Raw genomic sequence first — 24,937 nt, 5'->3', positions numbered from 1 at the left:
TTACTCGTAAGCGTGGGCGCTCGGGCGCGTGGTCCGGGCGTAGTAGTTGGCGGTCAGCTCCATCCGCCCGTTTGCGTCCAGACCGAGGGGGGCCTCGGAGGCCCGCCACATCAAGCCCACCGGGACGGTGCGCAGCCGGAAGTACTCACGTCCGTGCAGCACGCCGAACAGGGCGTCGGCGAGGTTGTAGACGGCGCGCGGGTCTCGCCCGGCGCGCATGCGGACCTGAACGGCGGTGGTCGCCTCCGGCCCCCCGGTGTCCTCGATCGGGTACGGGGTCAGGCACAGCACCCGGTCCGGCAGCGTGGGCATGACGCCCAGCACGATGGCCGTACCCGTCGTGGGGTACGGCTCATCCGGCGGCCCGTAGGTGCCGAGCCCCTGCTCGTCAAGCAGTTCGGCCAGGCCCTCGATCAGGTCGACGGTGTAGCTCACCGCAGGGCCCGGCGCATCTCGGCGGCGATGATCTCGCCGACCGTGTCGGCCTCCTCCGCCATCGGCTGCTCAAGGTATTTCGCCGTACGCCCGGCATCGTGCCGGTAGTCCATCTCCTCGTGCTGCCGGACCGCATAGGGGGTGTCGTAGGCGACAGCGGCCGTGAGCTGCTGCTCGTCCACGGTCGCGGTACCGCTGCGTTCGAGGGTGCCCTCCTCGATGGGGGCTCGACCCCGGGACACCTGTAGTACGTGTTCGGCACCGAGCCTCAGCCCGCGCGCCGCGCCCGCCCGGGTGCCCTTGAGTACCGCGTCCCCGTTCCACGTCAGGCGCGCTCGGGTCATTCGCAAAACACCTCTGACGACTGGGGCAGGGGGAGACCCGGCGCGGTGTGCGGGGCGATGTGCAGCGCGGTCGTCTTACGGCCGGACGGCAGCGTGATGAGCGACTGTGCGGGGCAGTCGAGATCCGGGGCGGCGATGATCTGCGCGGTGCTGGTCACCTCGGCCCCGGTCCGGTCCCGCACGGTGCGCACCTTCTCGGAGACGAGTGCGCGCACCGGATCACCCGGCGGCCAGTAGATCGACCCCACCGGCCCTTCCCCGCGGTACCGCTCGATGACGATCAGGTGCGGCAGCAGCCACGTGGGCACCCTCACCAGATCACCCCCGGGAGTAGTCCCGCCCGCGTGAGCGTGCGCAGGGCCCGCGGCCCGATGTCGACGGCGGACCCCACGGGACCGCCCTTGCGTCCGGACATGGCGACGGGCCCGATGCTGACGGAGTCCCATTGGCCGGCCGCTCCGGTGTCGTCGCCGCCCTGCGCCGTCACGTACTCCACCTGCGCGCACGTGGCGGCGGCCAGGGCGTCGCGGACATCGGGATCGGTCGGCATGCCGGTGGCGTCGGTGTCGTAGATGGCGGTCCGGAGTGCGTCCTCGACGTCCTCGGACGCGCGGGTCAGCAGCCGTACGGCGTCGGCCGGGGCCGGTTGCCCCGTGGCGTCCGCCAGCTGCTCAGGAGTGGCGTACACACGGGGCACCGGCCTACTCCTTCGGGGTCTCCGGCGTCTTCCGGCGCGGCTTGGTCTCCTCGACCTCGTAGCCGTGCCGGTGCGCGTACGCGATGACGGCCGGGCTGTCGGTCTCGGCCCGGCCGTCGGCGAAGACGAGACCGGCAACGCCGGTCCCGGTGAAGCCCTCCACGGGCGCAGTGATGATGGCCATCAGGCGGCCACCTTCAGGTTCCGGAAGACCGCCGCGGCCTTCGTCGCCTTGAGCGCGACGCCGACCGGGCCCATCTCGACCTCGCCCTTCTTCACGGCTCCGGAAGAAGTGAAGTCAGGCAGGTAGCTGCTGACGATCTGGCCCCCGGCCGTGGCGACGCCGTGGAATCCGTCGAGCCCGGCACGGTAGGCGTACAGGTCGGTCAGCCCGGTCGCCGGGGTACCGCCGACGGTGCGCCCCTCGATCGGGATAATCGGGCTGTTGGACCCGGCCTTGTTCCCGGGGTCGGCGAACACGATGTTGCCGTACTGCTCCCTCTCGATCGGGCGTCCGCTGGGACCGAGCAGGCCCTCGACCGGGTTACGGGTGTACATGCCCGCCCGGCGGGCAGCGGCGCGGACTCGGGCGAGCGCCTTGGCGTTGCCCAGAATCACGGACGGGGAGCCGTCGAGCAGCGAAAGGAATTCGTCGACCGCGTCCAGGGCCCTGTGTACGGCGGCCGGGTCGGTGTCGAAATCGGACCAGTCGGTAACCTCGTCGGCCCGGAACTCGGTGTCGCTGCCGACAAGGGCCTTGTCGAGCCCGTCGAATGCGTTCGCGTCCGTCGCGACGTCACCGTTGATGACGGTGTCCTGGAACTGGGTGTTCGTAGCCTTGATCTTTTGCCCCATGTTCAGGGCGACGGCCCCGGACGCGGCGGCACCGATCTTCGCGGTGACGCGGTCAACCTCGAAACTGCCACCGAGGACGGCGAGGTCGACGGTGTACCGCTCGGTCGTAACGTTCGACGGCGCGTACTCGCTGTTGATCGCCCGGAAAGCCGCGGTCGGCTGCGTGATGAGCCGCCGGTATCCGTAGGTGAGGGTGGCGCCCGCACCGGTCGGGTTCACGGCCTGGTCGAAGATGAGGGAGTCGAGAACGGCCGACCCCTTGCGGAACTCGTCGATGACCATGAGGTCAAGGTCGTCGGTGGCGTTGTTCTTCGCCTCGGCGAGCGTGATCGCTGCCATGGGTGGGACTCCTGTTCATGTGGGCCGACCCCGGGATGGGGCGGCGGGTAGATTCAGCCGGCCGCGAGTCGGGCGGCTACGGCGTCCTGGAGGCTGGCGGCCTTCTTCTCGCCGGGGCCACTTCCGCTGAAGTCGGCGCCGCCCTTGACGGCTCCGGCCGGCCGGACCTTGTACAGGTCGGGGTCCGTGTCGACCTCGGCCTTGATCGCGGTCTTCAACTGCTCGCCGAAGTCAGCGGCGGCCGGGTCGAGCTGGGCGAGCTTGTCGGTGAAGCTGCGGGAGTTCAGCAGCCGGTCGGCGCGTGCCTGCTCGGTCTGCGCCGCCTTGTACGCGGCGAGGTGAACCGCGGTTTCGCGGGCCGACTTCTGCGACTCGGCGAGCTGCTGTGTCAGCTGCTCGGGCGTCGCCTGCTGGTCGTCCTTGACGAGACCGAGTGCCTGCCCGATCTTCTGCGCGAGAGCCTGCTCGGCGGCGTTGGCGGCGTTCGCCTTGGCCACGGTCCGGGACTTCCCCGCCTCGGCGCGGGCGTCACTGATGGCCTTCTGCGCCCACGCGGGAAGCGTCGAGACGTCGCCGTCGGCAGGCTGCTGACCCTGCTGCTGGCCGGTCGAGTCCTGCTCGCCCTGGCCCTGCTGCTCGCCACCGGCCGCGCCCTGGGCCCCCTCGCTCCCGGTGCCGCCGCCCTCTCCGGTGCCGTCGCCTCCGGCGATGGCGTAGATCGGCCGGCCGTCGGCGCGGTGACCGAGGACGGTCCCGGCCGGGTGGGTGGCGAGCGGGTGACGGAAGGTCGCGGTGTTCATGTGCACTCCTGGTGCGGTCGGGCCCGCGCCTGGCGGGCCGTGTGGGCATGCAAAAGGGGCCCGCTCCTGGCGGGCCCCTGGGGAGGTGCTGGTCTGTGGTGCGCCTACTCGGCGTCGTTCTCGGTGGTGTTGAGCGGGCGGGCGCGGGCGTACCCGCGTACCCACGCGCCACGGAGCAGCGACGTTCGCGGGTACGGGCAAACGGCCGGAGGGTCACCTCGGCGCCCGGCCTCGGCACCCTCCGACATTGCCCGCGTGATCTCCTCGCGCGTCCCCACGTCATCACCTCTTGTTCTGGTGGGCGGACTCGTTCAACCGAGCCTGGGCGGCGTGACGTTGAGCCTCGCCGGTCGCCTGCTCGATGAACTCGGCCTGCGTCAACCTGCCATGCTGCGCCCACCACTCTCTCAGCTCGTCGCTGGCGCGAGAGTGGGCGATCCTGGCCGGTCCGGAAAACAGGCTCATCGGGTCGATGCCGTCGGTCTGCGCCTTCTTGTTGAGCAGGTAGCCGCGGCACGCTGCTTCGGCGTCGAGGTACTGCCGGTAGACGTACTCGGCGTACATCTCCCGTGCCTTGGCTCGGGTGATCCGCTCGCGCGGTTCGGCGTCGCCCGTCCTCCGCTCGGCGGCGGCCACAGCCGCGGCGAGGTCGTCGGCGAACTTCGCGTCCCTGGCGAGCGCCCCCCACTGCTCCGGTACGGGCAAGGGGTTGAGCGCGTCGTCCAGGGCGGCGCGGTCGGCGAGCAGATCCTCGACCGCGTCGCCGGTCGCGGCCGGGGCCGGTAGCGGGGCGGGCGGGTAGCGGCGGTCCAGCTCGGCGGCGATCCGGTTGCGGTCGCGGTCGTCGAGAGAAACGGCCTGCATCGCGGTGCCCAGCTCGTCGTCGGTCATCTCGTGCATGGTCCCGTCGTCGCCTGACCGGACGCGGGCGGCCTGGACGTACGGGCTGCTCGGCGCGGTGCGCGCGGGGGCGGGTTGCCCGGGGGCGCGGGTGCGCTGCTCGGGCGGGAGGTTGCTGGCCCCTTCCTGCTCGCGGGCGCGGAGCCTCCGCAGATCGGGGTGCGTCTTGAGGTGATCGCGCATGGTGCTCTGCCACTGGCGCGTCTTGGCGTTCGCGGCGCGCTTCTCCTCGGGCGTCGTCGCTGCGGCCGACCGGTTCTTGTGCTGCCGGATCTTCCGCTCTATCTCCCGTTGCCGTTGCCCGGCCTCGTACCCCTTGGGGTCCGGCCGGGCGGTCTCGGTGCGGGTGATGCCTGGGGTGTACGCGGACACGCTGTGGCGGCAGTTGGGGTGTTGGAGCCCTGCGCGGCGCGCCTCGTCGAGCGATCCAGCGACGCGTACGGGCACCATCTCGCCGTCGCGGGTGCCGTGCTCCACCTCGACCGTGCGGGCCCCGTCAGGGCCGCTGATAGTCAGTACGCGGGTCTCCCACGGGCGGCAGAGAGGGCACTCGCGCGGGCTGTTGGACACGATGACCAGTTCGACCCCGGCGGCCTCCAGGGTCCGCATGTGGCCTTCGGTCGCGGCGCGGCCCACGGCGGTGCGTACCGCCATCTCCGCGTAGGAGGTGAGTTTCCACCGGCGGCCGGCCCGGTCGGTGAAGCTGGTGATTCCTTCGTCGGCCCACTTCCGCATCGCGTCCTGTGTGGCCTGGCGGCGGGTGCTCGTGCCGAGCAGCGGCAGTGCGGCCACCTGCCCGACGATCGCCCGGAAACGGTCCACGATCGTCCGCAGGATGCTGCGGTGCGTGTCGGTCACACGGGTCACGGTCTGCTCGGCAAGCCGGTCGACTGCCTGCGCCTGCGGGGCGATCTCGTCGACCAAGCGGCGGGCGTCGTCGTCGAGCGTGCCAAGCTCGGCGACTCCGGCGCGGTGACCGGTGCTGTACGCCTCGGCCGTCACGTCGAAAATCTCGGCGGTGACGGCCTGGTCGAGCTGGTCGGTTACGGCGACCGCCGCACGGCGGAGTGCCGAGACAGCGGCGAGCTTCCGCTCGGCCCACTGCGGCGAGTCGTAACCGCCCGCCAGCTGGCGGGCGATGATGCCGAGTAGGCGCTCCTCGGCGTTCGCGTACAGGTCCCGTGTACCGGCGGCCAGGTCCTCGACCATCCCCGGGTGAATCGGCACGTGACCTCCCGTAAGCACTGCAACGCAAGCGGCGGCGCGTTACGTTGGGCCCATGCCGACTGACCACACTCAGCCGAACCAAATAAAGTGCGACCGCTGCGGTCAACTGGTCAGCTACTGGGGGCCGATGGGCAATGGGAGTTGCCGACGGTGCGGCTTGATGCTCGTGATGAGCGCGGCTGCCACCCCCTCGGCTCGACAGGAAACTGATCGCGTACTTGACCAGCTCAAGGGGTGCGCCGTCCTCGTCGCTATCGCGGTCTTCGCCTTCGTCGTGTACGCGATCGTCAGCGGAGACTAAGAGAGCTGCTGCGTTTCTACATGGGGTAGGTGTCGCCAGGGTCGGGTGCGCCTGCGCCCGTCTCGGCGAGGATCGCGGCAACCTCGGCGTCAACGTCCTCGTCGGGCATGTCGGGCGATCGGTACTTGACCTTGGTGGCCGTGCTCACGGCTCCAGCGCGGGCGTACAGCTCCAACGTCGTCGCCTTGGACTGCTCGCTCTCGGCGGCGTCGAGCCGAAACTCGACGGCCGGCCGCTCTGGCGTAATCCTCGCGCCGAACTGTGCGACGGCGAGCAGCTGGTACGCCCACAGAAAGTCCGGCAGACGTGATTTCCAGTAGCCCGCCTTCTTCTTCGTCGTGACCGTGGAATCCTCGTCGCGGGCGTCGACCTCCGTTGCGGTGAGCGCTTGCCCGCCGCCTTGCAACCCGAAGCTCTGCGCGGAGTATCCGGCGCTCTCGACTGCCTTGCGGGTCAGGGCCTCGGCTGTCCGCTGGTGCTCGTCCACCCTGATCTTGAACTGAGCCAAGGTCAGCCCGCCGCCCTCGTTCGGCGGCATGTTGATACCGCTGTAGACCTCGCGGTCGTCATCCCACGCCGCGCCCTGGCCGGGGCCCATGTTGGTGAGGAAGCCCTCGGGGACGACCAGCCGTGCGCGGGCGAGGCGGATGTCACGCATCCAGCTCGTCCAGACGTCGTCCAGCGCGGCGAACTGGTCGTGAATCGGCGCGGCAAAGTCCGACCGGCCGTACGGGCTCGACCGGTGCAGGCGGTTGGGCGTCATGTTCGGCACGTACGTGGCGGTCAGCATCCGGATACCGGTCTCGACCGACACCCCGTCGGGGCCGAGTGAGCCGATCAGCCCGGCCGTGTCGGTGTGCTCGGTGAGCGGCACGGCGCGGCCGAGATTGTCGGGGGTGCCCTCGTAGAGAGCGTGTTCGATGCGGCCGGGCTCGTGGCGCTCCAGGTGCCGGTAGACGGTCTGGGTGTCGCCGCCGTCCAGCTCCCGCCAGAACGTCACGGCGCGCATGATGCCGAACGCGTACTCGGGGATGGCGTTGTCCGGCTGCACGGTCGTCGGGATCGGCCGGTCCGGCACGATGTCCTTGTCCCACGTCAGCCGGAGAAAGATCCCGCTCACGGCGGCGGCCTGCTCCGCTGCGCCGAGCAGCACCTCGTGCAGGTGCATCGTGTCGAGCGCGTCGCCCAGAAACGTGTTCGTCGCGGCGGTCGGCGCGGTGATCGTCGGCATGTCCGCGAACAGCAAGTTCGCCGACTTGGTGGCGATGTCGCCCGGCAGCGGGACGTGCAACCGACGCTCGCGCTTGCGGGGGAAGTCGGCCGGCTGCTGCCGACCGAGCCGACGGCGGCCCTGTCTGGCCTCGACCCCGTTCTCGCGCCGGTCAGCCAGCGCGGCGAGTCGGTTGGGGTCTCCGGCGTACCACATGGCGTCGCGTCGCATCTCGCGGTAGACGGCGGCCATGTGCGGCGGCGGCCACGCGGCCCCGGGTGCGGGCATGCTCACGGCGTGGTCACCTCCTCGGCGGACCGCTCGACGACGTCGGCGGCTTCCCGGAGGAACGCGGCGATCTCGCGGCGGATGCTGCCCGCCGTGTCGTCCGGCTCGATCGTGATCGTCCCGGCCTCGCACGACAGGTCGCCGACGGTGATCATGACGGGCAGGGTGATGCTGACGGCGGGGGTGTACGCCACGGTGACGGCCTCCTAGGCGGCTAGGGCGAGGATGTGCCGCCACTCGTGGGCGGCGCTGTGTACGGCGTACCTGAGCGCGTCCACGCTGTGATCGTTGAGCTTGATCGGCTTGTCCTCACCCTTCTCGGCCGCCTTCTCGTCCCAGACGTAGCCAGGGATCTCGTCGAGCAGCCCGGTACACGACCGGTGGATGCGGAGTCGGCCGGCCGCGAGCGCGGACGCCACGCTCCTAATCCCGTCGCTGACCTCGTTCGAGGCGCGGGCGATGCTCGGGTAGCCATCGCTCCACAGCTGCGTGATCAGCGATGCGGCGGACGGGTCAATGAACGTCCACTCGGGCCGGACGCCAAGACCGGCAACCCACTCACGGATCGCGGTGCTGTACTGCGCGTCGGTCATCTGGCGCTGTGCGGCGCGGGAGTCGTGGCGCCACTCGGCGACCGCGTACAGCCGGTCGTCGACACCAAGACCGAGCAGAATGGCGCTCGTCGGGTTCACCGTGCCGTAGTCCACGCCGATCCAGTAGCGGCGCATCTCCGGCAGCGAGTCGACGACGTGCGCAGCCTCGTCGTACGCCTCGTAGATCGCGCCCTCGGCCATGACCCACAGGCCGAGCACGTTGCGCTTGTAGAACAGCCCGCGGTACGACGCCTTGGTACGCGCCTTGTACGCGTCCGACAACCCGGGGTTGTCGTCCATGACGAAATGCCAGGACCGGAGCCGGGTCTCGCGCGGGCGGAGTAGGTACTCCTTGCGCGCCCAATGGTTCGGGTTGTCCGGGTTAGTCGTCCCGAAGATCTTCGAACCCTCGACGCTGCAACGGGCGTTGAGCTGGTCATAGAAGGTGCGCGGCAGGGTGGTCAGCTCGTCCACGTACGCGCCCGCGCACGTCAAACCCCTGACCTTCGGTTCGGCCTGCGCGTCGTTGGCGCCCAACGTGTGCACGACGCGGCCCAGCACCGTGGCGGTGGGGGCCCCGTTGGTGTAGGTGATGTCGCGGGCGAGCGGCCCGAAGATCGACGGATCGGTCAAGGGCCCGAACACGTTCCGCGCGAGTGAGTCGCGGGTGCGCCCGACCATGACCAGCTCGCCGCCCTCGGGCCGGTTGGCCACGAAGTCGAGCCAGCGCAACAGGCTGGCGATCGTCTTGCCGGAGCGAACCGAGCCTTCCCAGATGTTCTGGAAGGCGCGCGCCTCCATGATCGAATCGATCTGCTTCGGGGAGAGCGCGGGGCTAAGGCTCATCGGCGGCGGCCTGGTCGTCGTCGGCGTCCGGGGGCGGCCCGCCGTGGCGTGCCACGTAGTCCCGGGCCAGTCCCGCCATCAGCTCGCCGACTACGCTCCGGCCCTGCTCGCCGGGGTCGGTCTTCGGCGGCAGCAGCTTGAGGCTGCGGTCGAGCGCGGCCCCGGCGGTCGCCATCATGGTGCGGCGGTCGGCCGGCGTCGGCTCGGGCTGCTCCTTCTGCGCGTAGGTGTGGTCCTTGCCGCCCCACTCCCAGTAGAGCGTTGGGGCGGTCATCTTGCCGAGTTCGCGCTCGGCCACGTCGTGAAGCCGGTGCGCCATCTCGGTGCGCCGCTGGTCAAGGTCGGCCTTGCGTACGGCTGTTGCGGTGGCGACCTCGGCGGCGCGGTTGAACGTGAGCGGGGGATCGCACTCGGCGGCGATCTTCGAGACGGTGCTCGCACTGCGCTTGATCTTGCGTGCGATGTCGTTGCGGGACATACCCGCGGCGTGGTGGCGTCGTACCGCTCGCCGGTCTGTCTCAGTGATGGGTCGGCCCATGGGTACGGGTCACCCCCTCGCCGCGGTGGTCTGTGGTGTGTCAGGTGGTGGAAAGCTCCACCTTGTGGCGGACGGCTTCGGCGGAGAGCTGCCAGGCGTTGCGCACGGGCGCGGTGAGCGCGTCCCAGGTGGGCAGTTCGTCGCCGTTGACGCTGCGGTTGTCGACGGCCTCGGCGTACGCCTCGTAGGCGGCCTGGCCGATCGCGGCAGTGGTCGGACGGTTCTTGAACATGCTGCTCCTTGGTCGACGGGGTGGGGGCGGGCCGGGCGGGTTGCCACTTCCCGCCGCCCGCCGTCGCTACCGGCTCTTCCGGCCCGCCCCGGGCATGCAGAACACCCCCGTCGCGGTGTGCGGCGGGGGTGTTGGTGGCGGCCGTTTTCGGGCACGCCGGGGCCGCCCTGATTAGATCACAGATCGATAACGCTGGGCAACAGGCGTCACGCGGGGCAGAGCGTCTTCCGGAGCGCGGCGTTCAGGTGCTTGCCCTGCTCGTCCGTGAGCGGCCGGGCGTCGTTGCCGAAGCGCTGCGCAGCGAGCCAGTCGACCTTGTCGCCCCCGCCCGCGAGGCTGCTGCACTGGTTCCGCCCGGCGTCGATCGCCTTCTCCTCGTCCTCGACGATCGCGGGGTCCACGTCCCGGATCGCGGCGAGGTACGCGTCGAGGGCGGCCCCGGTCGGTGCGTCCGGGATGCCCGCACTCTTCTCGGCGTCGCTGCTCTTGCCGGTATCGGCGTCCTCGGCCGGCTGCTCCTTCGCGGCCGGGGCGGACGCCTTCGAGTCGGCTGCGGGCGCGTCGGGCTCGGGCTCGGTCGAGCAGGCAGTAAGCGCGAGCAGTGCGGCGGCGAGCAGCGCGGCGGGGAGGGCGGTGGTTCGTCTCACGGTGACACTCCGTACGTAGGTCTGTGCACGGTGAGACAGGCGAGGCGGACGGAGGGTTGTAGTCCTACCCGCGCGCGCCGACTGGTACGACCGGTCGCACGGCTGCGCCCCGCCGTGTCGTACAGCGGGGCGCAGTTGGTCGTACGGGTGTCATACCCGCTGGTCGACGGCCTGCGGGGTGTCCTGCCGCTGTACGGTCACGCGCATGCGGTGGGGCACGGTGGCGTCCGGTATGGCCCCTGCGGACCATGCGGATTCCAGTCCGCTGGCGAGGAATTCGACGGCGAGTCGTACCGCGTCGGCCTTGGTCATGCCGGTGCGCATGATGGTGGTGAGAGCGCCGTCGAATGCGTCGGTGCGGGGTACTGAGACGGGGCTCGGGCGGCGGCGGATAGGCTTCTTGTCAGCCATGGCGGGGGTTGCTCCCGTGGTGGTGAGGGCCCGCCCGGCATGTGGAGTGCCGGGCGGGCCCGCTGTGTGTGGTGGGCTATTCGGCGGCGGCTCGCCGTGTCTTCACGGTCGGGGCGGCGGGGGCCTCGCGGAGGATGCGGCGAACGTAGCTCGGCGTGGCCCCAAGCTCGCGGGCGATGTCGGTGGGGGTCATACCGTCTGCGGCGGCTCGGGAGATGAGCCCGGACATGCCGAGCTCGATTGCCTTCGCGGCGCGGCGGATCGTGCCTGCCTCGGCGAGGCTGATCCCCTCGGCAACGCCTACGGCGATCTGGGCTCGGCTCCGGTCGGTGGTGGCGGAGTCGTAGTCGCTCGCGAGGAGCGCAAGCGTCGAGGGTGTAACGGCGTTGTGGGCGGCGGCCTCCTGTGCTTCGTGCCGTTCGAGCGCTTCGAGCACGGCCTCGCGCAGCCCTTGGCCGACTCTGCTTCGGAGCCGGGCATACGTGGTGCGGTTGTCGGTCATGGTGTCCCTTTCAGTGGGCGGCGAAGAGTGCGCCCTGTGCGGGGCGCGGGGTGCCGATGATGGTGAGCTGCTGGGCGCCGTAGATGTACGTGGGCGCAGGCGCGGGCGCGGGGCGGCGGGCGCGGTCCTCGGCGAGGAAGCGGGCGACGGCGGGGGCGGTGCGGGCTATGTAGCGGTCGGCGCTGGCGATGGCGCGGGCGTGGGCGGCTTCCTCGGTGTGGTCGGCGGCGACGGCGGCGGCTTCGGCGCGGTCGCGGGCTTCGGCCTTGACGCACGGCCGGCAGAGTTTCCAGCCGCGGACGGTACGGAAGGGGTCGTTGCGGGGGCCGGTGGGGCGTCCGCAGTAGAGGGTTCGGGTGCCGGGGCGGCGGTAGTGGCCGGTGGCCTGGTGTGCTGCGCCCTGTACGGCGTGGGTGTCCATGGGGGTTGCTCCCGTGGGTGGGGGCGAGGTGTGGAGCCTCGCCGGTACTGAGTACCGTACGGGAGCGGTACTGAGTACCGCAAGGTGTTCACTCGATCGGGTGGCTCATCGTCAGATTGAATGCTCCGCACGACACGGCAGCTACCGTCTACGTGAGCCATCAGGACGGCCCGGGGCTGATCACCCGCGCCGCGAGTCATGCCGCCTGCTCGTGGAAGTCGTCAGACAGGAAAGCCCCCGGGGACCCGCCACCCGGGGGCTTTCACCTGTTCTTTCCGCTACCTCTTCCCTGCGGCCTCCAGCGCCACGAACAGCCCGACCAACTCGGCTCCCGACCACTCGCGGCGGCGGCGCCCGTTCAGCAGCACGGGCGCGGTGCAGCTGCTCCCCGTACCGCACACGACGGTCGCGGCGGCCGGGTCGCCGCTCCGGGTGTGCGCGGTGAGCGGGCCCCGGCAGTACGGGCACGGCCGGTCAAGCGCGGTGGGCTGTCCGTCGCGGCCGAGGGCTCGCTCGACACGGGCACGTGCACGGCGGGCGGTCGCGGCAATCTCGTCGGTAAGCAGTGGCCGAACGGCGGTGAACAGGTCGCCGTCGGCCCCCTCGCCGAGCGCGCGGCCTTCCAGCCACACAGCGGCCCAGTGCAGCCCGTACGCGCGGCTGCCCGGGTCGGTCGGGCTGGCGTAGTTCCAGCGTGCGGGGTCGGCGCGGTCGGCCGGGTCCGGCTTGTAGCGGCCTCGGCCGTGCTGGTCGGTGGCGATGTACCGCGTGGGGCGTTGCACGGCGGCGGCCACCACGTCGCACAGCTCGAAAAATGCTCTTTCCGTTCGCACGGCGGCGTCGAGCGCATCGAGGTTGAGCGGGGCGGGGTGCTCGCGGAGGACGAGCGGCAGGCGGCCCACGGCGGGGGTGTCCTCGGCGGCGGCCGGGGGCTGCTCCCATTCGCGGCACTCGCGCGGGGGCCACTCGGCGCGGGGCGGCCGGCCGATTGTGGTGAGGAGGTCGCCCCACTGCTCGCGTACGGCAGCGAGGTCGTCGGCGGCCTGGGCGGCGCGGCCGAGGGGGGCCTCGTCGAGGACGTATCCGGCGGGCCGAATACCCCGGATGCTGGGCTGGGTGGTCACTGGCCCTCCATAGGCGCGTACGTGGTGGGCTGCCCGTTGAGGATCAGGGCGAGGTCGTCGCGGACGCCCGGGGTGATGTCAGCGGCGTGGGCGGCGGCGAGATACTGCCGGACGGCGGCAAGGCGCTGCCCGGCACGGCGGGCGCGGCCTGCCTCCCTTTCGGTCGCCTCGTCGGCGAGCTCCAACCACCTGCGGCGCGTGTTGTGGTGCCGCTCGGCGCGCTCGTTGGCCTTCTCCTCGCGCGCCTTGGCCTGCTTGGCGCGGAGCCGGGCGTTCTGCCACGCGGCGTGGAACCGCTCGGCGTCCGACTCGGCGACGCGGGCACGGTCTGCCCAATGGGTCAGCCACCCGCGTATGCGCTGCTGCTCGGCGAAGTGCGCGCGGGCACGGCCGCGGGCCGATTGCCACGCGGAGTGGTGCCGCTCGGCGTCACCCATGTACCGGGCACCAAGCACGGACGCGGTCTCGGCGCGCTTGGTGGCGTCCCGTTCGGCGGTGCTGCGCCAGTCGCGGGCGCGGCGGCCGGCCTCGGTAGGGGACAGGTGGTAGTGCGTGCCGAGAGCGGTCCAGGCGTCGGCGGCGGTGCGGGCGTGCTTGATCCGCAGAAGCGTCTGCGTGGCGCGCTCGGCCTCGGCGCGCGCCTTCTCGGCGGCGTCGAGGCGTTCCCCGGCGTCGAGCAGCCGCTCGCCACTGCGGGTGAGGGTCTTCGCGGCGTACTCGGTGAGTTCGTCGAGCGGGGTCTCGGCCGATCGGGCGAGGATGGCGGCGAGGGTGCGGCGGTGCTTGTCGAGACGCTGCTCGGCGGCCGTGGCGCGCTGCTGTGCCTGGTCGCGTTCGTTCATGATGCGCCGGGCACCATGGGCGCGGCCCTCGTCCACGGCGGCCAGGATGCTGATGCGGCGTTCGGCTTCGGCGAGCTTCGTCTCGGCCTGCTCGGCGCGGGCGGTGTCGGTGACGCCGCGGAGGGCCCGCAACTGGCGCTCGGCATCTTCGGCGCGGCGTTCGGCGGCGGCCTGGGCGCGCTCGGCAACGTCGAGCTGGCCCGCGGATCGGGTCAGGTTCTCTCCGGCGATGCCGTACGCGGCGCCGAGGGCGGGGCGGAGTCGTGCGAGGGCGGCCTCGGTGTCGTCGAGGGCCTGGCGGACGGCGGTGATGGGGACGGTGGTCACGGCTGCGGCTCCGGGGTGGTGTTGAGGGTCTGCTCGATGCGGTCGGCGTAGTCGGCGGCGATGCCGTGGGGGCTACACCACGTGCGCATGTCGACGGCGAGAGCGCGCACGCGGCCGAGGGTGACCTCGGCGGTCAACGCACGGCGTAGGGCCTCCTCGGCTCCGGCGAGCAGCGCCTCGCCGGTCTGCTCGCGGAGTGCGTCGAGGCGTCCGGCGTACGTGTCGGCGTACGCCTGGCGCTGCGCCTCGACGGCCCGGTACGCGAGCAGCTGCTCGGCAAGGTCGGCGGCGTCCTGCTCGGCTTCGCGGATTGCATCGTGCGCGGCGGCGAGCTGCTGCCGGTGCTGCGCCTCCTGCCGGCCGAGTGCGGTACGGGCGGTGTCGGCGTCGGTCAGCTCGACCTCGACGTGTGCGCGGAGTAGCGCGGCCTCGGTGGGGGTGACGGGGATGCTGCGCTGGATGCGGGAGAGCAGCGCGAGGAGGGAGTCACGGCGGGCGGTGCGCTCGGCGGCGGCGCGGTGGCGGGCGCGGCGCTCCTTGCTCGGCCGGCTGCGGGGGGCCATCACACACGCTCCCAAGTCGTCCGGGCCTTCTCGATGTGGCCGGACACGACACCCTTGACCGGCTCGCCGTACGCGTCCGTGGTGTGGTGCGTGAGCTGTCCGCGAGCAGCGCCGACCGTGTTGTACGGGCCGTACGCGGTGGTGTACTCCGGGCCGTCCCAAAGGAACCGCGGGGAGGTGATGTTGCCACGCTCCCAGTCGGGGTTGTCGCGGCGTTCCTTGCGGATGACGACGACGCGGAACAGCGCCTGGTCGTCGGAAACGAGTCTGCGGGCCATGAATGGTTCTCCGGGGTGGCGGGGCCCGCCGTGGTGGCGGGCCCCGGTGCGGTCAGCGGTGGGGCTGGGAGCCGCACACGCGGCGGCAGGTGAAGCAGTAGCCGGGGTCTCGTTCGTCGCTCACTCGCGGGCCCGGTCGGCGAGGACTCGGCACGTCGGGCAGGTGGGGGTGCATCCGGTGGGCTCGGTGCGGGCGAGGCGGGCGAGGGCCCGATCACGTCGGCGGCGGCGCTGCCCGGCGGTGCCGTACGGAACGCCGAGGAACTGGTACGCCGTGGACGGGATCAGCCCGGTGCGGTGCGCCCAGTAGCGCCACCGAAGGCGGGTACGCGTGCGGGTGCTCACAGGGTGTCCTTCGGGGTGCAGTGGCCGGTGTGGCAGCGGGTTTCTCCGCTGGCGGCGTAGTGGACGTGGTGGCCGTCGGCGGCGAGCTGGTCGGCGGCGGCCAGGGCGGCGTTGGTGCGGCCGAACATGCGGGGATGGAGCAGCGTGACGGCGGGCGCCGGGGACGGGGTGCTCATCGGCCGGCCTGGGGGGCGAGGGCGTCGGCACGGGCGCCGAGCAACATGGCCACCTCGCGCATGCCGCTGCACCACGCGACACGGCCCCGGTAGCCCTCGGCGTGCATCTCCTTGCCTCGCTGCGAGGTGTGCTCGTGGGCCTCGTCAGCAAGCAGGCGGGTGTGCGCCGCGAGCAGCACGCGGGCGGCGGCGAGGGCGGTCTCGGGGGTGTGCTCGTTGGGGTCGAGCAACGCGTCACGGACCGCGGCCACGGTGTCGCCGCGGTTGAAGTCGAGGTTGTCGCGCTGCCCTGCGGCGGCCTGGTGGTCGTCCTTGGCGGGGTCGACGAACTCGCGGTCGGGGTGGATGAACTCGGCGGCCCACGTCGACCAGCCGCGGGCCTGACCGAGTGCGGCGATCTGCGAGGCGAGCAGCCGTGCGTGCCGGTTGAGGTAGGTGGCGGCGATCTGCGGGGCGCGGCGGTGGGGGATGTCGTCGGCGATCTCGTCGACCAGGGCCGCGATGGTGTCGGGGTGCTCGGCGTCGAGGTGGTCGGCGTCGGCCTGGCCTTGTTCCAGCTCGGCGAGGCGGTCGCGGAGCCGGCCGTTTTCGCGGCGGGCGTCTTCCAGCTCAATGGCGGTCGTGGCGTACAGGCGGACGGCGTGCTCGGCGCGTGCTTCCCACGTCAGCCCGGCCGGCTGCTCCGTGGTCGCGGTGAGCCCGGCGAGGCGGCGCAGCAGCTTGACGGCGTCACCGCGGCCGGGGTCGCACTCGTAGTCCTGGGGCAGTGCCTCGATCGCGTCGGCGCCGCCGAGCAGTGCCCCGCGGCGTACGGCGGCCTCGGTGAACGGGTCGAGGAACGGGGGCTCGTCGGCGGCCGGGGCGATCACGGGCGGCTGCTCCTGGCCCTCGTCGTCGGCCTCCTTGGTGCCCTCGGGCTCGTCGTCGTACCCGGCGAGCGTCCAGCGCTTGGCGTCCCGGTCCCACACGACGGACCACGCACGGTGGTCGGTGAGCGTGCCGTCCAGGTCGATCCCGACCGGCATCCCTGCGGCCTCGGCGGCGTTCAGAGCGTCGGCTATGGCCTGCCAGTAGGCGCGCTTGGTGCGGGGTGCGAACGGCTCGGCGGCAGCGACCTGGGCGCGACGGACGGTGGCGCGGTAGTAATCGGTGATCAGCCGATCCGCCTCGTCGGACGCCACAGACCGTGTGAGGGTGCTGCGGAGCGCGGACCACGCTGGCCACGCCTCCGGTACGGGGCCGTAGTCGGGCTGCTCGGCCGGGTCGGGCCCGGTGCACCCCAGCTGCGCCCTGATCGGGCCGGTATGACTCGGGTCCGTGCACGGCTCGGCGGCGACGAACGCGGCGGCGTCCTCGGCGGTGATCTCGTCGAGCTGGGGCAGCGTCTCTTCCCCCACGGCGGCCGACCGTTGCTCAACGTGCGCCCGGTAGGCGGCGACGAACGCCGGGGCCTTCTCGGGCTCGACCATGCCGATGGTCCGGGCGTGCTCGATCAGCACAGCGTTCTCCCGCTCGGCGGTAGCGGTCGGCCACGTGTAGCCCTTCTCGTCCTCGTGCAGCGGTGCAGCATGGTGCTCGGTGAGGATGCACGGCAGTACGTCACGGCGGGACGCACAGATGGTTTCGGGCTGGGTGTTCATGGGGTCCTCTCGAATGTGGAGCGAGGGGGCGTGGGTTGCTCACGCGCGCGGCAAGCGGTGCGACCGGTCGCCGCGCGGGGAAGGTCAGAAGGGGGGTTCGCCTGCGGGCTGCTGTCCCCATCCGTTCTGCTGCTGGGGCTGCTGCTGGCCGGTGTTCCACTGGTCGCCTGCGGGCTGCTGTGCCCCGTATCCGCCTGTGCTGGGCTGCTGCTGGGACTGGCGGGCCTGGTTGCCGTTGGTCTTCCTGACGGCGGCGGTGGCTGTCTTAAGTGACGGGCCGACTTCCTCGGCCTCGACCTCGTACACGGTGCGCTTGATGCCTTCGCGGTCCTCGTACGACCGCTGTTTCAGGGCGCCTCGGACGATGACGCGCATGCCGCGCTGGAGTGAGTCGGCGACGTTTTCGCCGAGGCTGCGCCAGGCGGTGACGGTAAGGAACAGGCTCTCGCCGTCTTTCCACTCGTTCGTCTGGCGGTCGAACGTGCGGGGGGTGGACGCCATGCGGAACTTGGCCACGGCGTGGCTGGCCGGGGTGAACTTCAACTCGGGGTCGTCAACCAAGTTGCCGACGATGGTGATCACGGTTTCGCCTGCCATCAGGCTGCGGTCCTTTCGGGGGTGGTGGTGCGTGCGGTACGGGTGGCGCGGGCGGCGGAGTTCTTGCAGCGCCTGCACTTCCGGGTCCCGTTGCGGGCCCGGATGGTGTTCTCGGCGTCGAATTCGTGGCCGCGGTGGCACGCCTTTTGCGCGGCCCTCAGCGCGACGTGATTGGTGCTGGCGAGGATGTTCACGCGGTGCGTGACGGCGCGGAGGTGGCTCGGGCGGACACAGGCGCGGTTGCGGCAGCGGTGGTCAACGTCGAGGTCGGCCGGGAGCGGGAGACCGGCGAGCCGGTACGCGTGCCGGTGGACCTTGACCGTCCGGCCGAGCCAGAACGTGCCGTAGCCCGGTTGATCGCGGGCGCCGGTCCATTCGTGGCAGTGGCCGAGGACTCCGCGCACGAGCGGGAGGGGGCCGTCGAACGCGACGCGGGACCAGTAGCGCCATGCGGCGGTAGGGCGGGGCCTGGGCGGCATGGGCGCGGTCCTTCCGGTCTGAGCGACGGCTCACAGGTCAACGCTGGAAACGTACGTACGTTTCTGGAGAGAAACGTAGCACGGAGGGGGGTGCACGGTTGTCCGGTGTTGCACCCCCCTTCCGTGAGGGGCTACGCGGCCCGTAGAGCGGCGGCGATGACGTCCGGGGCGGCGATGGTCCACCCTGCGTCGCGGAGGTCGCGCACGGCCCTGTGGCCTTGCTCCTCGGGGGTGTTGGTCGGGTGGTCCCGGATCGTGGCGGCGATGATCGCGGCCACAGCGTCGGGGATCACCGGCGGGCACCGGTGACGTGGCGGGCGGCGGTCCGGCCGGCCGACTCGCGGGCCACCGGGGGGCGGCGCATCAGGGCGGCGATTCGGTCGCGGGCGGCGGCGGCCTCCTCGACGGCAGCGGCCTCGTGCACGCGCACCTGGTGGTCGTAGTCGGCGCGGTGGCGGGCCTCGCGGGCGGCGGCCTCCGCCTCGTCGCGGGCGGCCAGTTCGTCAGGGGTCATGCGGGCTGTTCCTGACGTGCGGCAGCAGCGGCGGCGGTGAGGCGGGCGTCGTGGAAGTCCGAACGGGGGCGGCCGCGGGTGTGGCACTTCTGGCCGATGGGCGCGCGGCAGGCTTCCCACGGGCACGCCACGGCGTACGGGTCCGGCTGTCCGGCGACGGCCAGGCGGCGGCGCTCCGTCATGCCCGGCCGGGTGGTAGCAAGGGCGTCAACGACGCTGCGAGGCACGTAGGTTCCGAGCTGGGCGAGTCGGTCGGCGGCGGCCTTGTCGCGCTCGGCGCGGGTGCCGGACGGCATCAGGGCGCGGGGCGTAGCCACGGTGCGGCCGGACTCGATGGCGCGGCGGTGTTCGGCGATGGCGGCCCGGTAGGCGGGTTCGTCGTCGGGGTCGACGTCGGGCAGCGGGTCGAAATGGCGGGACAGCACATCGCGTTTGAAGGCGGCCCACGGGATGCTCACGTCGGACGGCTTGATCGGGTACGGCGACGTCGCGATGTGGCGGAACACAGCCTGCGAGGCGTCCCAGTCGCGGCCCTCGGGGTGCGGAGCGGTAGGTGCGACGTCGGCGAGGACGTCGCACCACTGCTGAAGGCGTTCAGCGATGGCGGCGCGCTCGACGGGGGCGCGGCCGGGGTCGAGGCGGTCAACGTGGGCGAGCAGTGCGGCAACGTGGGCGGCGATCACTGGGCGTTCTCCTGTCCGAGCAGTTCGGCCATGACTGCGGCGGCGTTGGCGGCGCGGCCGAGAGTGCGGGGGGCGTGCGGGTTCAGCGGGATCACAGCGGCACCAGCAGCCGGACGCCGGATCTCCGACAGCGCGAACTGGAGCGTCCCGCCCGTCACCGGCTTCGAGGTCTGGCCGAGCCGGTCCATCGCGGCGGCGAGCAGCGAGGCATCCAGCCCGTTGCCGAGGGCGTCCTCGACCGCACGGCGCACCGTCGTCCGGGACTGCGCCGTGCCCCGGCCATACGACGCCCACCAGTCATCGACCAACGCGGCTGCTGCGCCCTTCCCCCCTTGGGGGTTAGGGGGGTTACTACCTCCGTAGGAGGTAGTAGGGGACGGGTCGGGTCGGGGGGACCGTGACGGGTCCACCCCGTCACGCTGTGACGACCCCTCCTGACCTGCAAAGAGATCCGGAAACGCGATGCTTTCCGAACCACTTTCGGTTTTTTCGGCCGATCTTTCACCCGCGAAAGAGTCGCTTTCGCGCGGCTGATCGGAACGATTACGCGTCTGGTTCTGTCGCTCCGTCGCCTTTTCGCGGGCTCGGCGCTGGCGGTCGGCTGCCTTCTCGCGGTCCTTCTCGACAGCGGATTTGGTCGGGTTGTAGACCAAGAAGTCGTGCATCACGTAGTCGCCGCTGCTCGGCTGCGGGCACCGGGGGCAGGAGTGGCCGGCCGCGTGCCAGAGACCGGCGGCCACCAGCTTCCGGGCCTGGGGCGCGGTGCCGTAGAGCTGGGCGACGACACCGGGAACGGTGCCCTCGGTGAGGTGCTGCGCGGCGTACGCCCCCGCGCGCATCCACAAGCCGACGGCCGGGTTACCGGCCTTCAACAGCTTGGGGTGGACGTGGGCGGTGTCGTCCACTTTGAACCATGGCACTGGGTGTTGCTCCGTTCAGGGTGGGCGCCGGGGGCGAGGGGCGCGGCGGCTCGGCCTCGCCCCCGGGCCGTCAGGGGGTGGAGAGGGGACGTCCGCAGGCGCAGGCGAGGCGCCCCTCGCGGTCGCGGGCGGGGTGACGCCACCGGTGGAACGCACACGGCGCGAACAGGGCCTCACCGGGCGGGTGCTGGACGATGGCGTACCGGGAGGCGTACGGGCCGCCCATGGCCCTCAGCGGGTGCGTGTCGCCGCAGGCGAGGCACTGGCCCGTCGTGTCGCCCGGCAGGGGCTCGTACAGGTCCGTCCGGGAGCCGGGGCACGACCGGGGCGGGGTGAGGGTGCGGGGCCCGAACAGCAGCCGTCGGCCGGCCGGACCGTCGGTCTCCTGCCCGGCACCGACGGCCCGCCCGTCGCATGTGGCGCACACCGGCAGATCGTCGAGCACGGCCTCGGCGGTGAGCATCGCGGCGGCCCGGCTGAGTCCTCCGACCTGCTGCCCGCACCACACGGTATAGATCGTGCGGGCGTCGGCCATGAGGACACCGGAGCGGGGCCGGTGCCAGCGGGACATGCCGCCGGTACGTACGAACCGCGGGCCCTCCGTGAGCGCCTGGTCGTCGCGGTGGGCGGCAAGGCCGTAAGAGATCGGCGGCAGCAGCGTCACGGTCACGGGGCGGACCTCCTCGGCTGGTAGTACGGGCGGGTGATGCTCGGCTGGTGGTCGTCGCACCGGGGGCCGCATGGGTACGGGCGGGTCGGAAGCGCGGCGCACTGGGGGTTGCCGTCCTCGCACGGGCGCGGCGGGCGCTCGACCTCGACGGCGAGCTGTCCGGGGACCGTGGCGGGCGGCGGAGTGTCGAGGTGGCGGCGGGCCCGGTCGAGGCGGGCGGCGGCCGTCACGGTGCGGCCTGCCGCGCCTGCTTGTTCTCCTTGTTGCACGCTCCGCAGTACGCGGACCCGTCCGCGAGGTACCGGCGGTGAGTGGCGGCCGAGTGGCCCCGGCGGCACTCGGTCACACGCGAGCGGCGGCCGAGCATCGCGCCGAGTTCGGCCCGTTCGCGCACCCGGTCCTGCTCGTCTTCCTGGTGCTCCGGGGTGACGCAGTCCAGTCGGCCGCATCCGGGCCGGACGTACCCGATGGGGTCGCGGCCGGTATGCATGCGGTACGCGACGGGCCGGGCCGTGATCGCGCGTCCCGCGTACGACATGACGGGCGTGGCGCCGCCCGCGAGTCGGCCCGTCCACGTCATGTGGCCGCGCTCGTCGGCCGGAGTGACGAACGTCCGCCACTTCTCCTCGACGGTGAGCGTCGAGCGGTTCGGCGGTGCCGGGCGGGGCGCGGGCGGCACGTCGAGAGCGCGGCGCATGCGTGCGACGGTCGCGCGGTCGATTCCGACAGCGGCGGCGATGGCGCGATCCGACGCGCCGGTGTTCAGCAGCTCGGCGGCCTGTGCACGCTCGGCGGCGGTGATGATGCGCATGGTGTCCTTCCGGGGCCCGCCCGGTGGTGGGCGGGCCCTGCGGGGGTGGCTACTCGGCGGCGGGCTCGGCCTTGGCCGGCGGCGCGGTCTCGCTCCAGGGGTCGGCGACGCCGGGGTCGAGGGCGAGGGGCGCGGGGGCGGCGACAGGGCGGTCGAGGTCGAGGCGCTTGGCCTCGACTGCGGCGGCGACCAAGCTGCGGCCGTCGAGCGGCTGGCGCTTGCTCTTCCGGGTAAACAGCCACTTCCAGTAGCGGCTTCGCTTCGGGACGATCCGCACGCCGGGCACTTCCTGAATCTCTCCGCTGTCCGGGTCGGCGTACTGCGGCGTGCCGGAGGAGTTGACGGCGGCGAGGACTGCGGCGGTGAACGTCTGGTCGACGACGACCTCGGTCCGGGCCGGGATGATCCGGAAATTCCAGTGCTCGGGGTAGGTGTCGCGCACCCATGCGGCGAACGCCGTGCGGTCGGTGACCTCGGCCTCGGCCTCGCCTCCGACGCGGGTCACGGTGCCGAACTTGAGGTCGTCGTCATCGCCGAGTGTTACGTCGGCCTTCGTGCTCTTGCTCGCCTTGTACTGCTGGTCGAGCAGGTACTCGGCGCGTACGTTGACGTCCGCGAACAGGGCCGCGGCGGCGTCGAGCTGGGCTTTCATGGCGAGGCGGTGACGGAGGACGGCGGCGAGGTACGCGGGGTCGGGCGGGGTCGGCTTCTTCTCGACGGCCTGCTCGGCGACGGGCGGCTCGGCGGTGTCCTCGGCGGCCTGGTCGACGGGCTGCTCGGTGGTCGGCGCGGTCACTGGGCACCCCCGGCGGCGGCCTCGATGCGCTCGCGGAACATGTTGAGCTGTGCGGCGACGGCCTGCTCGATCGGCAGACCGAAAGCCATCTCAAAATCGCGGTCGAGCGTGGGAAGGTTCGCCTTGCTCGCGGCGACCCTGAGCAGGCTCTCGGCCTCGGCGGCGGCCTGCTCGTCGGCGTCCGGGCCTGTCCGGTATCCGTCGTCAGCCGGAGCGGCGCCCATGTCCCCCTCGGCCCCCACCGCGTCGGGCACGGAGTGCGGGGTGGGGTGCTGGCGGTCGTTCTGTTCGGGGGCCTTAGCCCCCGGCTTCGTCGCACCGATCGTTGCGATACGGGCGAGGTGAACGGGCTCGGCCCCGGCCTCCGTGAGACGGTGGTGCAGCTCCCGCACGGCGGTGACGTCCTGTGCGGCGTGCGCGGTTCGGATGTCGGCGAGAGCGGCGAGGTACGGGGCCGGTGCGCCGTTCTCGCGTGCGGCCTCCTCGATCGCCTTCAGCTCGGCCGCGTCCACCGTGGCGACGGCCTCGGCGAGGTAGTCGCGGGACGGTGTCGGCGGCGGGTTCGGTGTCGACTGCACCACGGTCGCGGTCTGCTGCACCGGGGCGGTATCGCGCTCGACGACGACCACGGGGTTACCGTCCTGGTCGACGACCTCGCCCAACTCCTCGGGGGTGTAGATCGCCCCGTGAAGCACCTCGGGGCAGGCGGAGCGCACGGCCTCGGCGATGGCGCGGGACCGCAGCATGGCGCGCGGGTACTTCTCCCACGGCTGCGGCTGGTTCTTCTGGTCCCGGGCGTACGGGCGACCGTCGCGAAGCGTGCAGAGACCGGCGGTGACCGCGTCGTCGAGGGTCCACTCGATCACGGTCTCGTCGTCGAGGTCGTCGTGCCGCTGGATCGACACGACGCACCGGGCGCGCTCGGACTTGATGCGGACGCGGTGGCCGGCCGTCCGGGTCCGCCCCAACATAAGGTCCGCGGACTGGCAGGGCTTGCCCTTGATCACGTGAATAGTCGTGATGGTGGTGACGACGTCGAGGCCGAGGGCGCGGCCGTACTCCAGTGCCCACAGAACGGATGCGGGGTTCTTGCGGTAGACCTCCGGGAGGAGCGGGGTGTTGGCCAGGGACTCGCAGAACTGCCACGCCTCGTACGGGGACATGTGGCCGAGGGACAGAGCACCGCCTCGCGCCGGGGCGACGGCGGCCGGGGTGTGTGCGGTGGGGAGAGTGGTGACGGTCATGCTCGGCGGGCCTTTCGGGGGTGCAGACGGATGAATCCGGCGATCTTGGTCAGGCGGGTGGCGAGGGTGATCGCGTCGTCCGAGGTGAGCAGCGGGTCCCGCTGCACCTCGTCGGGGAGGTCGGCGAGCAGTGCCTCGCGGGTGCCGTCGGCCTCGGCGGCGCGCATCGACCGCTCGTGCTCCGGCATGTCCTCGGAGCACACGGCGTGGTCGAGGGAGAACACCGAGACGGCGTGCATCTTGAGCAGTCGGGCGACCCCGTCGGGGTCCTCGGTGTAGGCGATGGCGAGGGCGTCGACCAGCGGGGCGAGCAGTTGCTCGCCGATGGGCAGGCGGACGCGGTTACCGGCGGCGGTGATGCCGGGGCGGATCACAGGGCGGCCGGGGCGGTGTCGGTGCCGAGCGCGGCCGGGGCGGTCGGGGTGGCGTCGACCAGGCGTCCGGACTGCACGTAGTAGTCGTGGGCGGTGCGCTGGGCGGCGGGGAACGCGTGGGCCAGCAGGCGGCCGGCCGCGCGGTGCGCGTCGTCGTCGGCGGTGAGCGGCTGTGCGAGGTCGTTCAGCAGCATCACGTGCGTGCCGTGCGCCCCGGCGGTCGTCACGGGGGCCATGCACACGACGGCGACGCCGGGGGCGATCTGGTCGAGCTGGCGGCGGAGCACTCCGGCGCGGGTGACGTGGCGGCGGCCGGCCTGCCCGCCACGGATGGCGGCGGCGGCGCGGAGCGGGCGGCGGGTACTGTGCTGGGTGTTCACGGGTCGTGTCTCCTCACGGGTCGTGGTCGGGCCGTCCCGGGCGCAATCCGGGGCGGCCCAAGTGCGTTTTCAGGCGGCGCGGGGGGCTGCGAGCTGCTCGCGCTGTTGGCGTTCGAGGCGGCGGAGGATCAGCTCGACCTCGGGGGCGAGGCGTCCGGCGGCCCGGTCGGCGTCGCGGCGTGCGCGGGCCCGGTCGAGCGCTGCGCGGGCGTTCCGTATGGCCTGCTCGCGGGGGATGACGGCGCTGGTCATGCGGTGGCCGGGGCGAGGAGCTGGCGGGCGGGGACGCCGTATTCGCGCTCGCAGGCGGCGGCGGTGACGGCGGACGGTGCGGTGCGCCCGGTCCAGAGCCGCCACGCGGTGGCGCGGCTGACTCCGAGACGCTGGCCCATCTCGCGGTAGTGCTGGTCACCGCGTGCATGGGCGGCGGCGAGCAGGGTGGTGCGGTCGTACGACATGGCGGTGCGGTCCTCTCGGCGGCGAAACGTATGTTTCACGAGAGAAACGTAGCACGGCTGAGACGCTATCCGGAGAGGCGCAGGGAAACCAGATGAGCGGTCTGGTTTACAGTTTCTTCACAAGCGAAGG

Annotated in this window: 41 protein-coding genes; 1 reads left to right on the top strand and 40 read right to left on the bottom strand. The window is 72.1% G+C overall.

The genetic code is table 11. The features are described 5' to 3' along the window. The 9 genes from AB0F29_RS24095 to AB0F29_RS24055 form a co-directional block, all read right to left on the bottom strand. On the bottom strand, positions 1 to 435 hold the full coding sequence (locus tag AB0F29_RS24095) for a minor capsid protein (RefSeq protein WP_361875396.1): 435 nt from the start codon (positions 433 to 435) through the stop codon (positions 1 to 3). Beyond that, positions 432 to 779 (bottom strand): hypothetical protein, encoded by a 348-nt coding sequence (locus AB0F29_RS24090; protein ID WP_361875393.1) that lies wholly within the window; start codon positions 777 to 779, stop codon positions 432 to 434. Before AB0F29_RS24090 ends, AB0F29_RS24095 begins: the two co-directional genes overlap by 4 nt. Beyond that, positions 776 to 1,093 (bottom strand): hypothetical protein, encoded by a 318-nt coding sequence (locus tag AB0F29_RS24085; protein ID WP_242742364.1) that lies wholly within the window; start codon positions 1,091 to 1,093, stop codon positions 776 to 778. The genes AB0F29_RS24090 and AB0F29_RS24085 overlap by 4 nt, the downstream gene beginning before the upstream one ends. Beyond that, a complete protein-coding gene (locus AB0F29_RS24080) occupies positions 1,090 to 1,476 on the bottom strand; it encodes a hypothetical protein (protein ID WP_361875390.1) in 387 nt (128 codons plus the stop codon). The genes AB0F29_RS24085 and AB0F29_RS24080 overlap by 4 nt, the downstream gene beginning before the upstream one ends. A 4-nt stretch (positions 1,477 to 1,480) precedes the next feature. Continuing rightward, complete coding sequence (locus AB0F29_RS24075) at positions 1,481 to 1,660, bottom strand: hypothetical protein (protein ID WP_361875387.1); 180 nt, start codon at positions 1,658 to 1,660, stop codon at positions 1,481 to 1,483. Next, entirely contained in the window at positions 1,660 to 2,670 is a 1,011-nt protein-coding gene (locus AB0F29_RS24070) for a major capsid protein (RefSeq protein ID WP_361875384.1), read from the bottom strand. The genes AB0F29_RS24075 and AB0F29_RS24070 overlap by 1 nt, the downstream gene beginning before the upstream one ends. A 53-nt stretch (positions 2,671 to 2,723) precedes the next feature. Further along, positions 2,724 to 3,470, bottom strand: a complete 747-nt coding sequence (locus tag AB0F29_RS24065) for a hypothetical protein (protein ID WP_361875380.1) — start codon at positions 3,468 to 3,470, stop codon at positions 2,724 to 2,726. A gap of 104 nt (positions 3,471 to 3,574) precedes the next feature. Next, a complete protein-coding gene (locus tag AB0F29_RS24060) occupies positions 3,575 to 3,748 on the bottom strand; it encodes an Rmf/CrpP fold protein (protein ID WP_361875377.1) in 174 nt (57 codons plus the stop codon). Positions 3,749 to 3,752: 4 nt separating this feature from the next. Further along, a complete protein-coding gene (locus AB0F29_RS24055; protein WP_361875374.1) occupies positions 3,753 to 5,597 on the bottom strand; it encodes a phage minor capsid protein in 1,845 nt (614 codons plus the stop codon). A gap of 160 nt (positions 5,598 to 5,757) precedes the next feature. Between AB0F29_RS24055 and AB0F29_RS24050 the strand changes: the two genes are divergently transcribed. Beyond that, on the top strand, positions 5,758 to 5,898 hold the full coding sequence (locus AB0F29_RS24050; RefSeq protein ID WP_361875371.1) for a hypothetical protein: 141 nt from the start codon (positions 5,758 to 5,760) through the stop codon (positions 5,896 to 5,898). A gap of 16 nt (positions 5,899 to 5,914) precedes the next feature. On the opposite strand, the gene AB0F29_RS24045 is transcribed toward AB0F29_RS24050, so the two are convergent. The 31 genes from AB0F29_RS24045 to AB0F29_RS23895 all read right to left on the bottom strand — a co-directional run bounded on the left by AB0F29_RS24045 (position 5,915) and on the right by AB0F29_RS23895 (position 24,846). Next, positions 5,915 to 7,396: a phage capsid protein gene (locus AB0F29_RS24045; RefSeq protein ID WP_361875767.1), complete on the bottom strand. Its 1,482-nt coding sequence runs from the start codon at positions 7,394 to 7,396 to the stop codon at positions 5,915 to 5,917. Positions 7,397 to 7,398: 2 nt separating this feature from the next. Then, complete coding sequence (locus AB0F29_RS24040; protein WP_361875368.1) at positions 7,399 to 7,590, bottom strand: hypothetical protein; 192 nt, start codon at positions 7,588 to 7,590, stop codon at positions 7,399 to 7,401. A 12-nt stretch (positions 7,591 to 7,602) separates the two neighbouring features. Then, on the bottom strand, positions 7,603 to 8,835 hold the full coding sequence (locus AB0F29_RS24035; protein WP_361875365.1) for a PBSX family phage terminase large subunit: 1,233 nt from the start codon (positions 8,833 to 8,835) through the stop codon (positions 7,603 to 7,605). After that, positions 8,825 to 9,373 carry a helix-turn-helix domain-containing protein gene (locus AB0F29_RS24030; RefSeq protein WP_361875363.1) on the bottom strand — a complete coding sequence of 183 codons (549 nt, stop codon included), beginning with the start codon at positions 9,371 to 9,373 and terminating at the stop codon, positions 8,825 to 8,827. Before AB0F29_RS24030 ends, AB0F29_RS24035 begins: the two co-directional genes overlap by 11 nt. A gap of 40 nt (positions 9,374 to 9,413) precedes the next feature. Continuing rightward, positions 9,414 to 9,605 (bottom strand): hypothetical protein, encoded by a 192-nt coding sequence (locus tag AB0F29_RS24025; RefSeq protein ID WP_361875361.1) that lies wholly within the window; start codon positions 9,603 to 9,605, stop codon positions 9,414 to 9,416. A gap of 206 nt (positions 9,606 to 9,811) precedes the next feature. After that, positions 9,812 to 10,252, bottom strand: a complete 441-nt coding sequence (locus AB0F29_RS24020) for a hypothetical protein (protein WP_361875358.1) — start codon at positions 10,250 to 10,252, stop codon at positions 9,812 to 9,814. Positions 10,253 to 10,402: 150 nt separating this feature from the next. Further along, positions 10,403 to 10,663 (bottom strand): hypothetical protein, encoded by a 261-nt coding sequence (locus AB0F29_RS24015; protein ID WP_361875355.1) that lies wholly within the window; start codon positions 10,661 to 10,663, stop codon positions 10,403 to 10,405. A 76-nt stretch (positions 10,664 to 10,739) separates the two neighbouring features. Further along, entirely contained in the window at positions 10,740 to 11,165 is a 426-nt protein-coding gene (locus AB0F29_RS24010) for a hypothetical protein (RefSeq protein ID WP_361875352.1), read from the bottom strand. 10 nt (positions 11,166 to 11,175) lie between these two features. Then, complete coding sequence (locus AB0F29_RS24005) at positions 11,176 to 11,586, bottom strand: hypothetical protein (RefSeq protein ID WP_361875349.1); 411 nt, start codon at positions 11,584 to 11,586, stop codon at positions 11,176 to 11,178. A 278-nt stretch (positions 11,587 to 11,864) separates the two neighbouring features. Beyond that, positions 11,865 to 12,710, bottom strand: a complete 846-nt coding sequence (locus AB0F29_RS24000; protein WP_361875346.1) for a hypothetical protein — start codon at positions 12,708 to 12,710, stop codon at positions 11,865 to 11,867. Then, positions 12,707 to 13,879 carry a hypothetical protein gene (locus AB0F29_RS23995; protein WP_361875343.1) on the bottom strand — a complete coding sequence of 391 codons (1,173 nt, stop codon included), beginning with the start codon at positions 13,877 to 13,879 and terminating at the stop codon, positions 12,707 to 12,709. The genes AB0F29_RS24000 and AB0F29_RS23995 overlap by 4 nt, the downstream gene beginning before the upstream one ends. After that, a complete protein-coding gene (locus tag AB0F29_RS23990; RefSeq protein WP_361875340.1) occupies positions 13,876 to 14,442 on the bottom strand; it encodes a hypothetical protein in 567 nt (188 codons plus the stop codon). Before AB0F29_RS23990 ends, AB0F29_RS23995 begins: the two co-directional genes overlap by 4 nt. After that, on the bottom strand, positions 14,442 to 14,720 hold the full coding sequence (locus AB0F29_RS23985) for a hypothetical protein (protein ID WP_361875337.1): 279 nt from the start codon (positions 14,718 to 14,720) through the stop codon (positions 14,442 to 14,444). Before AB0F29_RS23985 ends, AB0F29_RS23990 begins: the two co-directional genes overlap by 1 nt. A gap of 120 nt (positions 14,721 to 14,840) precedes the next feature. After that, positions 14,841 to 15,065 carry a hypothetical protein gene (locus AB0F29_RS23980; RefSeq protein ID WP_361875334.1) on the bottom strand — a complete coding sequence of 75 codons (225 nt, stop codon included), beginning with the start codon at positions 15,063 to 15,065 and terminating at the stop codon, positions 14,841 to 14,843. Next, entirely contained in the window at positions 15,062 to 15,241 is a 180-nt protein-coding gene (locus AB0F29_RS23975) for a hypothetical protein (protein ID WP_361875331.1), read from the bottom strand. Before AB0F29_RS23975 ends, AB0F29_RS23980 begins: the two co-directional genes overlap by 4 nt. Next, positions 15,238 to 16,881 carry a hypothetical protein gene (locus AB0F29_RS23970; protein ID WP_361875328.1) on the bottom strand — a complete coding sequence of 548 codons (1,644 nt, stop codon included), beginning with the start codon at positions 16,879 to 16,881 and terminating at the stop codon, positions 15,238 to 15,240. The genes AB0F29_RS23975 and AB0F29_RS23970 overlap by 4 nt, the downstream gene beginning before the upstream one ends. An 84-nt stretch (positions 16,882 to 16,965) precedes the next feature. Further along, positions 16,966 to 17,478, bottom strand: a complete 513-nt coding sequence (locus tag AB0F29_RS23965) for a single-stranded DNA-binding protein (RefSeq protein WP_361875325.1) — start codon at positions 17,476 to 17,478, stop codon at positions 16,966 to 16,968. After that, positions 17,478 to 17,957: an HNH endonuclease signature motif containing protein gene (locus AB0F29_RS23960; protein ID WP_361875322.1), complete on the bottom strand. Its 480-nt coding sequence runs from the start codon at positions 17,955 to 17,957 to the stop codon at positions 17,478 to 17,480. The genes AB0F29_RS23965 and AB0F29_RS23960 overlap by 1 nt, the downstream gene beginning before the upstream one ends. A 131-nt stretch (positions 17,958 to 18,088) precedes the next feature. Beyond that, positions 18,089 to 18,250: a hypothetical protein gene (locus AB0F29_RS23955; protein WP_361875319.1), complete on the bottom strand. Its 162-nt coding sequence runs from the start codon at positions 18,248 to 18,250 to the stop codon at positions 18,089 to 18,091. Beyond that, complete coding sequence (locus tag AB0F29_RS23950; protein ID WP_361875316.1) at positions 18,247 to 18,471, bottom strand: hypothetical protein; 225 nt, start codon at positions 18,469 to 18,471, stop codon at positions 18,247 to 18,249. The genes AB0F29_RS23955 and AB0F29_RS23950 overlap by 4 nt, the downstream gene beginning before the upstream one ends. Next, positions 18,468 to 19,154 carry a cell surface glycoprotein gene (locus tag AB0F29_RS23945; RefSeq protein ID WP_361875313.1) on the bottom strand — a complete coding sequence of 229 codons (687 nt, stop codon included), beginning with the start codon at positions 19,152 to 19,154 and terminating at the stop codon, positions 18,468 to 18,470. Before AB0F29_RS23945 ends, AB0F29_RS23950 begins: the two co-directional genes overlap by 4 nt. Further along, complete coding sequence (locus tag AB0F29_RS23940; RefSeq protein ID WP_361875310.1) at positions 19,151 to 20,059, bottom strand: mucin-2; 909 nt, start codon at positions 20,057 to 20,059, stop codon at positions 19,151 to 19,153. Before AB0F29_RS23940 ends, AB0F29_RS23945 begins: the two co-directional genes overlap by 4 nt. Positions 20,060 to 20,144: 85 nt before the next feature. Beyond that, positions 20,145 to 20,744, bottom strand: coding sequence for a hypothetical protein (locus AB0F29_RS23935; RefSeq protein ID WP_361875308.1), 600 nt, complete (start codon positions 20,742 to 20,744; stop codon positions 20,145 to 20,147). Next, a complete protein-coding gene (locus AB0F29_RS23930; RefSeq protein ID WP_361875305.1) occupies positions 20,741 to 20,974 on the bottom strand; it encodes an aromatic ring-opening dioxygenase LigA in 234 nt (77 codons plus the stop codon). The genes AB0F29_RS23935 and AB0F29_RS23930 overlap by 4 nt, the downstream gene beginning before the upstream one ends. Beyond that, positions 20,971 to 21,555, bottom strand: coding sequence for a helix-turn-helix domain-containing protein (locus tag AB0F29_RS23925; protein ID WP_361875302.1), 585 nt, complete (start codon positions 21,553 to 21,555; stop codon positions 20,971 to 20,973). The genes AB0F29_RS23930 and AB0F29_RS23925 overlap by 4 nt, the downstream gene beginning before the upstream one ends. Positions 21,556 to 21,604: 49 nt before the next feature. After that, positions 21,605 to 22,351 (bottom strand): hypothetical protein, encoded by a 747-nt coding sequence (locus tag AB0F29_RS23920; RefSeq protein WP_361875299.1) that lies wholly within the window; start codon positions 22,349 to 22,351, stop codon positions 21,605 to 21,607. Further along, positions 22,348 to 23,595 (bottom strand): recombinase RecT, encoded by a 1,248-nt coding sequence (locus AB0F29_RS23915; protein WP_361875297.1) that lies wholly within the window; start codon positions 23,593 to 23,595, stop codon positions 22,348 to 22,350. Before AB0F29_RS23915 ends, AB0F29_RS23920 begins: the two co-directional genes overlap by 4 nt. Continuing rightward, complete coding sequence (locus AB0F29_RS23910) at positions 23,592 to 23,969, bottom strand: hypothetical protein (protein WP_361875294.1); 378 nt, start codon at positions 23,967 to 23,969, stop codon at positions 23,592 to 23,594. Before AB0F29_RS23910 ends, AB0F29_RS23915 begins: the two co-directional genes overlap by 4 nt. Beyond that, a complete protein-coding gene (locus AB0F29_RS23905; protein WP_361875292.1) occupies positions 23,966 to 24,349 on the bottom strand; it encodes a hypothetical protein in 384 nt (127 codons plus the stop codon). The genes AB0F29_RS23910 and AB0F29_RS23905 overlap by 4 nt, the downstream gene beginning before the upstream one ends. Positions 24,350 to 24,418: 69 nt before the next feature. Continuing rightward, the gene (locus AB0F29_RS23900; RefSeq protein ID WP_361875289.1) at positions 24,419 to 24,601 is read right to left on the bottom strand and encodes a hypothetical protein; all 183 of its coding nucleotides are present in this window, start codon (positions 24,599 to 24,601) and stop codon (positions 24,419 to 24,421) included. After that, on the bottom strand, positions 24,598 to 24,846 hold the full coding sequence (locus AB0F29_RS23895; protein ID WP_361875286.1) for an XRE family transcriptional regulator: 249 nt from the start codon (positions 24,844 to 24,846) through the stop codon (positions 24,598 to 24,600). The genes AB0F29_RS23900 and AB0F29_RS23895 overlap by 4 nt, the downstream gene beginning before the upstream one ends. Between the last annotated feature and the right edge of the window lie 91 nt (positions 24,847 to 24,937).

Origin of the sequence: Streptomyces sp. NPDC026589, from assembly GCF_040638385.1 — a bacterium.
Lineage (GTDB): Bacteria > Actinomycetota > Actinomycetes > Streptomycetales > Streptomycetaceae > Streptomyces.
Note: the sequence above shows the minus strand (reverse complement) of the source record. Positions and strands in the feature narration are given on the sequence as shown.